This window comes from Paraburkholderia sp. Cpub6 (assembly GCF_014201065.1).
In the GTDB taxonomy this organism is placed as follows: Bacteria; Pseudomonadota; Gammaproteobacteria; order Burkholderiales; family Burkholderiaceae; genus Paraburkholderia; species Paraburkholderia tuberum.
In genome coordinates this window covers 363062-374139 of the sequence record NZ_JACHDM010000004.1, presented here as the reverse complement: position 1 = coordinate 374139, position 11078 = coordinate 363062, and the positions used below count along the sequence as shown (strand labels likewise).

10 protein-coding genes and 1 pseudogene are annotated in these 11078 nt (G+C 63.9%); 7 read left to right on the top strand and 4 right to left on the bottom strand.

The window, feature by feature from the left end:
* Nucleotides 1–86: 86 nt before the first annotated feature.
* The gene (locus tag HDG33_RS10685) at nt 87–1025 is read right to left on the bottom strand and encodes a LysR family transcriptional regulator (RefSeq protein ID WP_184025423.1); all 939 of its coding nucleotides are present in this window, start codon (nt 1023–1025) and stop codon (nt 87–89) included.
* Nucleotides 1026–1184: 159 nt separating this feature from the next.
* Here HDG33_RS10685 and HDG33_RS10680 point away from each other — a divergent pair, with 159 nt between their 5' ends.
* The 3 genes from HDG33_RS10680 (at nt 1185) to HDG33_RS10670 (ending at nt 4345) form a co-directional block, all read left to right on the top strand.
* The gene (locus HDG33_RS10680; RefSeq protein WP_184025420.1) at nt 1185–2117 is read left to right on the top strand and encodes a dihydrodipicolinate synthase family protein; all 933 of its coding nucleotides are present in this window, start codon (nt 1185–1187) and stop codon (nt 2115–2117) included.
* Nucleotides 2118–2224: 107 nt separating this feature from the next.
* Nucleotides 2225–3514 carry an FAD-binding oxidoreductase gene (locus HDG33_RS10675; protein ID WP_184025417.1) on the top strand — a complete coding sequence of 430 codons (1290 nt, stop codon included), beginning with the start codon at nt 2225–2227 and terminating at the stop codon, nt 3512–3514.
* A 105-nt stretch (nt 3515–3619) separates the two neighbouring features.
* Nucleotides 3620–4345 carry a TetR family transcriptional regulator gene (locus HDG33_RS10670; protein WP_018423412.1) on the top strand — a complete coding sequence of 242 codons (726 nt, stop codon included), beginning with the start codon at nt 3620–3622 and terminating at the stop codon, nt 4343–4345.
* A gap of 215 nt (nt 4346–4560) precedes the next feature.
* Here the strand turns inward: HDG33_RS10670 and HDG33_RS10665 are convergent, their stop codons facing one another.
* Genes HDG33_RS10665 through aroQ form a run of 3 tightly spaced genes read right to left on the bottom strand, consistent with a single transcriptional unit; the run spans nt 4561 to nt 7393 of the window.
* Entirely contained in the window at nt 4561–5952 is a 1392-nt protein-coding gene (locus tag HDG33_RS10665; RefSeq protein WP_184025414.1) for an MFS transporter, read from the bottom strand.
* A 50-nt stretch (nt 5953–6002) separates the two neighbouring features.
* Nucleotides 6003–6941, bottom strand: a complete 939-nt coding sequence (locus tag HDG33_RS10660; protein WP_184025411.1) for a shikimate dehydrogenase — start codon at nt 6939–6941, stop codon at nt 6003–6005.
* Nucleotides 6938–7393 (bottom strand): type II 3-dehydroquinate dehydratase, encoded by a 456-nt coding sequence (aroQ, locus tag HDG33_RS10655; protein ID WP_184025407.1) that lies wholly within the window; start codon nt 7391–7393, stop codon nt 6938–6940. Before aroQ ends, HDG33_RS10660 begins: the two co-directional genes overlap by 4 nt.
* A 318-nt stretch (nt 7394–7711) precedes the next feature.
* Between aroQ and HDG33_RS10650 the strand changes: the two genes are divergently transcribed.
* From HDG33_RS10650 to HDG33_RS37260, 4 genes and pseudogenes are all read left to right on the top strand, one after another.
* A complete protein-coding gene (locus HDG33_RS10650) occupies nt 7712–9604 on the top strand; it encodes a bifunctional sugar phosphate isomerase/epimerase/4-hydroxyphenylpyruvate dioxygenase family protein (RefSeq protein ID WP_184025405.1) in 1893 nt (630 codons plus the stop codon).
* A 168-nt stretch (nt 9605–9772) separates the two neighbouring features.
* Nucleotides 9773–10105, top strand: a complete 333-nt coding sequence (locus tag HDG33_RS10645) for a hypothetical protein (RefSeq protein WP_090806920.1) — start codon at nt 9773–9775, stop codon at nt 10103–10105.
* A gap of 153 nt (nt 10106–10258) precedes the next feature.
* A complete protein-coding gene (locus HDG33_RS10640) occupies nt 10259–10513 on the top strand; it encodes a hypothetical protein (protein WP_090810191.1) in 255 nt (84 codons plus the stop codon).
* A 244-nt stretch (nt 10514–10757) separates the two neighbouring features.
* A pseudogene (locus HDG33_RS37260) lies at nt 10758–11063 on the top strand (tlde1 domain-containing protein); the annotation flags it as partial.
* Nucleotides 11064–11078: the final 15 nt, after the last annotated feature.

Sequence of the window (11078 nt, the reverse complement as noted above, 5' to 3'; positions counted from 1 at the left end):
CGGGCCTTGCCGAAAGAAAGTCGCTTTTTTGCTGGCATTCTTACCGGCAACCGGGCGGACGGCTGAGCAATTTGATTGCGCCGCGCCTAAATTCGCGCTTTCGTCTGTGCACGCAACAGCGCGATAAACCGTTCCGCCGGCGGCGACAGCACGCCGCCCTTGCGCGTGACGATGCCGAACGTCTGCGATGGCGATTTGAGCCTGACCGGCACGAGGCGCAGCATCTTGTGCCGCACGAACGGCCCGGCAATTGCGCTCGGCAGCAGCGAAATGAGTTCGGCGCTGCTTTGCAGCAGTGCAACTGTCACGAACGTGGAAGCCGTCGAAATCGGATTGTCGGGCATGTCCAGGCCGGCGAGATCCATCTCTCGTTCGAGCAGCGCATGCAGCGGCATGTGTGACGGATACATGACCCAGCGATGCCCGGCGAGATCGCGCAACATCATCTCGCGGCGCGGCAACGGCGCATGCTGATAACCGACCACCACCGCCAACGGCTCGTCGCCGAGCGGACGATACTGATACTTCGACGGATCGGCCGCGACTGCCGCTCGGCCGACCACCAGATCGAGCCGCCCGTCGTCGAGCTGCGCGAGCATTCGTGCGCTGGTGTCCTCGACCACTTCGATCGCCAGACCCGGTTGCGCCGCATGCAATTGATTCAGCGCGGGCACCACGCAGTCGGGAATCGCGCCCATGATCGCGCCGAGCGCGAGCCGCCCGCCGCGCCCCGAACGAATTTCGGCGACGTCCTGGCAGAGTGCGGTGAGGTCCGACGTCACGACGCGCGCATATCGGATCACGCAATGACCGAGCTGGTTCGGGATCATGCCGCTTTTCGAGCGCTCGAAAAGCGGCGCGTCGAGCATCGATTCGAGCTCCCGCAGCGCCTTGCTCGCCGCGGATTGCGTCATCGACATCACGCCGGCCGCTTTGTGCAGCGATTTGTGATCGTCGAGCGCGATCAGCAGATGCAGCTGCTTCATGCGCAGCTTCGACAGCAGGACGTTGAGCGTGTCTTTCATCGGTGGGGTGAGTCGCAAAAGCGATCACGATATGGAAACAATTCAATATACCCGCGAGGCCCAGCGCCGTATAGTCGCCGAAGGAGACATTCATCCAGTTGCGCCGCCCGTTCGCGGGCTCGAGCGCAATCCTTCCATCCCCGTACGGACCACATCGCCATGAGCCAAGCGTCACACTCTCCCGCCCTGCGCGGCGTCTTCCCCGTCGTGCCGACGATCTTCGACGACGCCGGGCGTCTCGACCTCGAAGGTCAGAAGCGCTGCCTCGATTTCATGATCGACGCCGGCTCGAACGGCCTGTGCATTCTCGCGAACTTCTCCGAGCAGTTCGCGCTGTCCGACGACGAGCGCAACACACTGATGCATCTCGCGCTCGAACACGTCGCGGGCCGCGTGCCGGTGATCGTCACGACCACGCACTTCAGCTCGTACCAGTGCGCGGAGCGCAGCCGCGCAGCGCAGGCCGCGGGCGCCGCGATGGTGATGGTCATGCCGCCGTATCACGGCGCGACGATCCGCATCGGCGAGCGCGGCATCTACGAGTTCTATCGTACGGTGTCCGATGCCATCCAGATTCCGATCATGATCCAGGACGCGCCGGTCAGCGGCACGCCGTTGTCCGCGCCGTTCCTCGCTCGCATGGCGCGCGAGATCGACAACGTGTCGTACTTCAAGATCGAAACGCCGCAGGCCGCGAACAAGCTGCGCGAGCTGATCGAACTGGGCGGCGACGCGATCGTCGGTCCGTGGGACGGCGAGGAAGCAATCACGCTGATGGCCGACCTCGATGCGGGCGCGACCGGCTCGATGACGGGCGGCGGTTATGCCGATGGCATCCGCCTGATCGTCGATGCCTATGCGGCCGGTGATACCGAGGCCGCCGCCGCGCACTATCAGCAGTGGCTGCCGCTGATCAACTACGAGAATCGCCAGGGCGGCCTCGCATCGTGCAAGGCGTTGATGAAGGAAGGCGGCGTGATCGGTTCGGACGCGGTGCGTCACCCGCTGCCGCAGATGCATCCGGCGACGCGCGAAGGACTGTTGAAGATCGCACGCCGGCTCGATCCGCTGGTGTTGCGCTGGGGTCGATAACGCAGAACGAAGCGCGGCGGGGCGCCTGTCGACGTGCGGGCTCACGCGGGCTGGACGGGCACACGCGATTGCCGCTAACCTAGGGCGTGTCCACAAGCTCGCGCCCCATGCAAAGTTTCTACGAAGCCACCGTCACCCGCTCCTCCGCCTGCGCGCCGCTCAACGGCCGACGCAGCGCGCACGTCTGCATCGTCGGCGGCGGACTTGCGGGACTCTCCACCGCGCTGGGCCTCGCCGAACGCGGCGTCGAAGACGTCGTCGTGCTCGAGGCGCAGCAGGTCGGCTTCGGCGCATCGGGACGCAACGGCGGCTTCGTGTTCGGCGGCTACAGCCTCGATTGCGCCGACCTGCTGAAGACGCTCGGGCCGACTCGCGCCCGCGAACTCTATGCGCTGACCACCGACGCGGTCGAGCTGATGCGCAAGCGAATTGCGCGCTATCGGATCGATTGCGACGCGACCGACGCCGGCGTGATCCTCGCGAACTGGTTCGACGAACCTGCGCGTCTCGAAGCGCAACGGCGTCTGATGCGCGATTCGTTCGGCGTCGACTGGGAACCGATCGCTGCCAACCAACTCGCCGCGCAACTGAAAACGAGCCGCTATCACGGCGGCCTGTTCGAGCGCAACGCGTTCCATTTTCATCCGCTCAAGTACGTTGTCGGCGTCGCCGCGGCGGCCGCGCAAGCGGGCGTGACGATACACGAGCGCTCGCCGGTCGTCAGCTTGCGGCGCGACGGCGCGGGCTTCGTCGTCGAGACGCCGCAAGGTGCGCTCGACGCGCGTCACGTCGTGATGGCGGGCGGCGGCTATGCACGCAACGTGTACGCGCGCGTCGAGCGCGCGGTGCTGCCTATCGCCACCTACGTGATGGCAACGGAGCCGCTCGGCGAACGCTTGCACGACGCAATCGCCACACGCGCCGCGATCTATGACACCCGCTTCGCGTTCGACTACTACCGCCCGTTGCCCGACACGCGCATCCTGTGGGGCGGCCGCATCTCCGTGCGCGACCGCGAGCCCGAGGCGATCGCGCGTCTGTTGCGACAGGACCTGCTGAAGGTCTATCCGCAGCTGCGCGACGTGCGCATCGAGAACGCATGGGGCGGCCTGATGAGCTACGCGCGACACAAGATGCCGCAGATCGGCCAAAGCACGGACGGCGTCTGGTACGCGGTCGGTTTCGGCGGACACGGCATGGCGCCGACCACAGTGTCGGGCGAACTGCTGGCCGCGGCTATCTCCGGTGAACGGCCGGTGCCCGACGCGTTCGCGACCTTCGGCCTCGCGCGCACGTACGGCGCGCTCGGCCTCGCGGCCGCGCAGCTCACGTACACCGCGATGCAAACACGCGACGCACTCGCCGCGCGCCGCCGGCCCACGCGCCCGGTCCCGTAAGCGCCACGCAAGCTCCTTCGAGATGCCTTCGTCGATGCCCGGGACCCACGCCAGAGGCCCGTTTCGCCATGCTAGAATGCGCCGTCACTGCCGCTCGAAACCACAATGAAAAAGGGAAGCAAGGCCGCCGAGCCTGATACCAACGGCATCGTGTCTGGCACGCCGCACGCCGACGCGCGACGTACCGGCGCGAGACGTACCGACGCCCCACGCAAATACGATCCCGAGCAGACTAAGCGCAACATCCTCGACGTCGCGACCCAGGAGTTCTCCGCGATGGGGCTGACGGGTGCCCGCGTCGACGCGATCGCGGAACGCACGAACACCACCAAGCGCATGCTGTACTACTACTTCGGCAGCAAGGAAGGGTTGTACCAGGCGGTGCTGGAAAAGGTGTATGGAGACATTCGCGCGCTCGAACAGGACCTGCACATCAGCGAACTCGATCCGGTCGAAGGCATGCGCGCGCTGGTCGAATTCACGTTCGACTACCACGACCGCCAGCGCGATTTCGTGCGCCTCGTGACGATCGAAAACATTCACGGCGCGAAGTACGTCGAGCAGGTCAAGACGTTCAAAGGACGCAACGTCACCGTGATTCACACGATCGAGGATCTGCTCGCGCGCGGCATCGCGGCGGGCCAGTTCCGCAGCGACATCGATCCGATCGATCTGCATCTGATGATCAGCTCGCTGTGTTTCCATCGCGTGGGCAACCGGCATACGTTCGGCACCGCGTTTGGGCGCGATCCGTCGCATCCGCGGCTGCGGGCGCGGCATCGGGCGATGATCGTCGATGCGATCTTGCGGTTCGTGAAGAAGGACGATTGACGCCGGTTGCGCGGCGACTGGCTGAAATGGAAACGGGATGTGGTGAAAGCCACATCCCGTTTTTTATCGCTTCGAGAAACGCAGCCCGTTCAGCGGCTTACTGCCCCGGCAAACCGGTGACGGCAGTCGACGTGGTTGCCGCCGCACCGCGACGACAACCGGGGATTCGAAGGGAACTACGACCGTCACATGAAGCGACGGCTCGGCGGGAAGACTCAATCCACCAGCACGATCCGCTTGATATCGCCGACGACGAAGATATACGACAGCGCGCCGATCAACGCGATGACACCGATAAACACCAGCGCGCCCACGAACGAACCGGTCGCCGCGACGATCAGGCCCACCACGAGCGGCGTCACGATCCCCGCCAGGTTCGCGGCGAAGTTGAAGATGCCGCCGGTCACGCCGAGCAAGCCCTCGGGCGCGATATCCGACACTAGCGTCCAGCCGAGCGCGGCCATCCCCTGCGCGAAGAACGCCACCGACAGAATCGCGATCACCACGACGTTGCTCTCGACATAGTTGGCGAGAATGATCGTCGACGCGAGCAGCAGACCCGCGATGATCGGCAGCTTGCGCGCGACGTTCGGCGATTTGCCACGGCGCAGCAGCCAGTCGGAGAACACGCCGCCGAACATCACGCCGATCGAAGCCGCGATGAACGGCATGATCGCGAAGAAGCCGATCTTCAGCCAGGCCATATGACGTTCGGTGGCGAGATACGTCGGGAACCACGTGAGGAAGAACACCAGCGTCGAATTGCCCGCGAACTGGCCGAGGCAGATGCCGGTCAACTGGCGATGCTTGAGCAACTGGCCAATCGTGCCCCATTGGAAGCCGCTCTTCTTCGATGCCGCCGCATCGGGTGTACCCGCGGCTGCACCCGCGGCCGCACCCTCGACATCCTTGTTGCGTTGCGTGAGACCGCCGCCCGCCTCGATATAGTCGAGCTCTTCCTGATTCGCCGACGGATGATCGCGCGGCTCGCGATACAGCAGCCACCACACCACGCCGAACGCGATACCGACGCCGCCTACCACGAGGAACAGCGAGCGCCAGCCGAATGCGCCCATCAGCATGAACAGGAACGGGCTGAAAAACGCGAGGCCGATATATTCGCCGACCGTGTAGGTGCCGGTCGCCATCGCGCGCTCGCTTTGCGGAAACCACGTGGCGACCACGCGGCTATTGGTCGGAAAGCATGGCGCCTCCGAAACGCCAAGGCCGAGACGGAAGGCGAACAGCCCGCCGATGCTCCCCACGAGCCCTTGCGCGAGCGTGCAGAGCGACCAGAACGTCATCGACAGGAAGTATGTGAGCTTGCTGCCGAAGCGGTCGAGAAACAGACCGCCCGGAATCTGCGAGGCCACGTAGCTCCACGAAAACACGGAGAACAGCAGGCCCATCAGCGCGGCGTTGATGCCGAGCTCCTTCGTCAGCTGCGGTGCCGCGATGCCGAGAACGGTGCGGTCGAGATAGTTGATCATCGTGCCGACCGCGAGCAGCGCGAGGATCTTGTAACGGGCTTTCGAACGGCGCGCGGGGCTCGCCGCCTTGTTCTGCGCGGGCGAGCCCGCGGAGCTGGATTGGAACGATTGCGTCATGGCGTGCTTGTCTCCTCGATCAGCTTGGGTGCCGGTCTCTACGCGGCCGGTTAGCGTTGCAACAACGATTGAAAGTGGGTGTAGACGCGCTCGGCGTCCGGCTCGAGGCCCGTGAAAATACGCATGGCGTCGACCGCCTGGTAGACCGCCATGCCGCCGCCACTCAGCGTGCGGCAGCCAAGCGCCTCGGCCGCCTGCAGCAGCGCGGTGCGAATCGGAAAATAGACGATGTCGGCAACCCACAGGTCGCGGTGCAGCAATTCGGCCGGCAGCGGCAGGCCCGGCATTTTAGCCATACCGGTCGGGGTAGCGTGAATCAGGCCTTGCGCGGCGCCGAGCGAATCTTCGAGCGACGTGCCCGCGCTGACCCTGGCTTTCGGGAAACGCGCCTGCAACTCGTCGGCGAGCGACTGCGCGCGGGCGGCATCGACGTCGAACAGCGTCAGCGACTGCGCGCCCATGTTCAGCGCCGCATGCGCGACCGCCGCGCCGGCGCCGCCGGCGCCAAGCTGCACGACGCGTTCCAGCGACACGTCCGGCAGGCCGCGCTGGAACGCACGCGCGAAGCCGGACCAGTCGGTGTTGTGACCGATACGCTTGCCGTCCTTGAACAGCACGGTGTTGACCGCGCCGAGCGCGCGGGCGTCTTCGGACAGTTCGTCGAGCAGCGGAATCACCGCCTGCTTGCACGGATACGTGATGTTCAGGCCGTTGTAACCCATCCGTTCGGCCGCCGTCAGCAGCTCCGGCAGCGCGGCGGTGTCGAGCTTCTGCGCATCGAGATCGATGCGTCGATAGACATAGTGCAGTCCGAGCTTGCTGCCCTCTTCCTCGTGCATCGCGGGCGTGAGCGAAGCGCTGATGCCCGAGCCGATCAGGCCGACCAGAAAGGAGCGGGGAGTGGCCCGCAAGCTCGCCTGCGCATTGGCCAACGCGGCGATCTGCGCGTCGGTCCGGGAATTTCCCCGGGTGTTCGCTTGAGTGTTCATTTCGCCGCCCTATTCTTAAGAATCGTCGCCATCCGTTCCAGCGCAAGCACATAGCCCTGCGTGCCACAGCCGACGATGATCGCGTCCGCCACCGCCGACACGTACGAGTGATGCCGGAACGCTTCGCGCCGATGCACGTTCGAGATATGCACCTCGATGACGGGCTTTTCGATCGCGCTCAATGCGTCGGCGATCGCGACCGACGTATGGGTGTAAGCGGCCGGATTGATCACGATGCCGTCGACCTTGGTGCGCGCCGCGTGCAGCCAGTCGATCAGTTGATGCTCGGCGTTCGACTGGCAGAAGTCGATCGCGAGGTCGAGGCGCTCGCCCGCCTGGCGGCACAGCTTCGCGACGTCGTCGAGCGTTTGCGCGCCATAGATGGCCGGCTCGCGCGTGCCGAGCAGATTGAGGTTCGGTCCGTTCAGGACCAGTACGGAGGCAAAGCTCATGACAACGACTCCCGCAAAATAAGGCGCGACTCGAACCGCGGCACCCGCGGCGGTTCTTCCACGCATGGCGAAGTGTGCGCGCATCGGCCGTCGTCGTCATTCGGGGTTTCTACGAATTTGTACCATCTAGTTAGTTTGTATAGACTATCGAAACTCCCGAGTAGTGTGGGGTATTCTGGCCTGCGTCTTGCTTCAGTGCGTAACGAACTAGCTCATTTTTGCGCATTGCAGCAAGCCGGCAGGCCGCGCCTCCAGGCGCGCCGCCGCGGTTTTTCTTTGAGTTTCCCCGTCGTTTGTCCGTTTTTGCAGGAGCCGTTCATGCAACGTTCGATTGCCACCGTGTCGATTAGCGGCACCCTCGTCGAGAAGCTGAGCGCGATCCGCGCGGCGGGTTTCGAAGGTGTCGAAATCTTCGAGAACGACCTGCTGTATTTCGACGGCTCGCCCGCCGACGTGCGCCGCATCGCCGACGACCTCGGCCTGAAGATCATGCTGTTCCAGCCGTTTCGCGATTTCGACGGTGTCAGTCCCGAACGGCTCGAGCGTAATCTCGACCGCGCGAAGCGCAAGTTCGACGTAATGCACGAGCTAGGCACGGACCGCATCCTCGTGTGCAGCAACGTGTCGCCGGACACGATCTGCGACGACTCGCTGATGATCGACCAGTTGGGCGCGCTCGCCCGCGCGGCCGAAGCGGCTGGCGTGGTCGCCGGTTACGAAGCGCTCGCCTGGGGCAGGCACGTAAAGACCTATCGCCACGCGTGGAAGCTTGTCGACGCCGTGAATCATCCGAATCTCGGGCTCGTGCTCGACAGCTTTCATACGCTGTCGCTGAACGACACGCCCGACGCGATCGCCGACATTCCTGGCGAGCGCATCGCGTTCGTGCAGATCGCGGACGCGCCGAAGCTTGCGATGGACGTGCTCGAATGGAGCCGCCACTACCGCTGCTTCCCCGGCCAGGGCGACTTCGATCTCGCGAACTTCACCGCGCAGGTCGTCAAAGCTGGCTACAAGGGCCCGCTTTCGCTGGAAATCTTCAACGACGGCTTTCGCGCCGCCCCCACCACGATCACGGCCGCCGATGGCCATCGCTCGTTGTTGTTCCTCGAAGAGCAAACTCGCGCGTTGCTCGAAGAGCAACAGCAGCCGCGCAAAACGACAGGCGGCCTGTACCGCTCGCCCGCCGCGCCCGCGCACGTCGGCTATCAGTTCCTCGAATTCGCGGTCGATCACACCACGCGCACGCAGCTAGCCGACTGGCTCGGCAAGCTGCGCTTTCGCCAGGCCGGCCAGCATCGCTCGAAGGACGTCACGCTGTATCAGCACGGCGCGGCCTCGATCGTGCTGAACGCCGAGCCCGATTCGTTCGCGAACGCGTTTTTTCAGCAGCATGGTTTGTCGCTGTGCGCATCGGCGTTTCGTGTCGATGACGCGAGCCACGCATTCGAGCGCGCGGCCGGCTTTGGCTACGCGCCGTTCTCCGGCCAGATCGGGCCGAACGAGCGCGTGCTGCCGGCCGTGCAGGCGCCGGATGGCAGTCTCAACTATTTCGTCGACGAAACGCCCGATCAGCCCACGCTGTTCGAGGCCGATTTCGTGCTGACCGACGTCAACGGCCCGACCGAGGTGGGACCACTCGAGCGCATCGATCACGTGTGTCTGTCGGTGCCGGCGAGTGCGCTCGATACGTGGGTGCTGTTTCTGCGCACCGCGTTCGGCTTCCTGGCCGAGCCGGGGGTGCTCGTTCCCGATCCGTACGGCCTCGTGCGCAGCCGCGCGCTGCGCAGCCCCGACGGCTCGGTGCGGATCGCGCTGAATGCATCGGTGGATCGCCATACGGCGGTGGCCGAGGCGCTGCACACGTATCACGGCTCCGGACTGAACCACGTCGCGTTCAGTACCGGCGACATCTTCAGCGCTCTCCCCGAGTTCGTCGCCGACAGCGTGCCGATCCTGCGCATTCCGCGCAATTATTACGACGACCTCGCGGCCCGCTACGCGCTGTCCGACACGCTGCTCGAAGCGATGCGCGCGAACAATATCCTGTACGACCGCGACGAAGGCGGCGGCGAGTTTTTCCACGCTTATACGGAGCAACTGGACCAGCGCTTCTTCCTCGAGATCGTCGAGCGGCGCGGCGGCTATGACGGCTACGGCGCGGTCAATGCGGCGGTGCGGCTCGCGGCGCAGGCGCAGCGGCGCAAGTAACGGGCGGACACCGGAGGCACGACGGCGGCTTCGTCATTGGAAGTCGCCGCGTCGATACGGATTTCGTCTTTTCAGGCACGCGACCTGCGTCCCCGATCGGGACAGGCTCGCCGTCTCGATATAATGGCGCCTGCTCAGCCGAATCGCCGGATCAACACCAGGAGAGATATGAAGAAGTTCGCTGCAGTCCTGTCCCTTTCGCTACTGCTCAGCGCTTGCGCGTATTTCCAGAAAGACCCGGATTCCGGCGAACCCGTCACGGACACGACGACACAGCGTTCCGTCGACGACGTGGTCGCCTGTCTGACGCAGATGGCCAATCATCACAACGCCGCGTTCAAGTCGACCGGGATCCCGCAGGGTCAGATGCTCGACTTCGGCGACTCGAACGTCGTCAAGGTACGCAGCGACAACGGCGCGACAACTTACCGTTTCTATGCGGGCAAGCGTCATGTAAGCAACCTGTGGATCGAATCGGCAAGCAAAACCTGCGCGCCATAAGGCTTTGTGGCGCATAAAGGCGAAGTTGCAAGCGCCGGAATCTGATCCATTGCAACGTTCATGTCACGGTGTTACAGGACAATGGAGTCTTAAGAATCGTTTAAGACTTCGTCCGCAAGATCCCCGGACATGTCCCCGCACAAGGTGCGCTCCATGAATCAGCCCGAAATCAACACCAACGAAACACCGGCCAAACGGCCTACTATCCTGCGCCGTCTGTTGAGCCATCACGAGCTCGCGACGCTGCTGCTGCTGCTGCACGCGCCGATCGATGCATCCGCAAAACCCGAAATTCCGCAGCTTTACGAAGCAGGTCTCGTCGAGACCGTTTCGAACGATGCGGGCACGCCGCATATCCGTCTGACGTCCGAGGGTAATGCGGTGTTGCGAGGGCTTGGGGTGAAGTAAGCAGATCGGCTCGCGACCCGGTCATCTGAGGCCGCGTCAGCGCTTTGCGTTGACGCGGCTTTTTTCTATTCAGGTACAGCCATTGAGCGTGGCCTACGTTTTTGGCGATAGATCAGACCGCCGCGCTTCTGCATCAGTTTCGTAGACATGCGAGGCATCTTTAAGAACGCTCCGATTGTCTGGCACCGACGTACACGCAATAGTCATTGCTCCGCCACCTCAGGGAATTCTGGAGCAAAAACCAATGACTGTAAGCTGTACCTTCGAGCTCAATCGGAAAGAAACTTCACGATTCGTCTGTCCAGGCTTTGGCGCGGCCGAGGCCTATTCAGGTCAGAGAGCCGGCAGGGACAATCCCGACAATGTCGCGGATGTGGATGTCGGCCCGATACCTCCCGGCACGTACTACCTGATTGACCGCCAATCCGGTGGACGCATCGGGGGACTAAGGGACTTTATCGGTGAAGACTTCGGAAGTAGTGATCGGCACAAATGGTTCACGCTGTGGAATCCTCATGGCGGCGACGTGACGATGATTCAAGGCATCCGGCGGGGTCAATTCCGC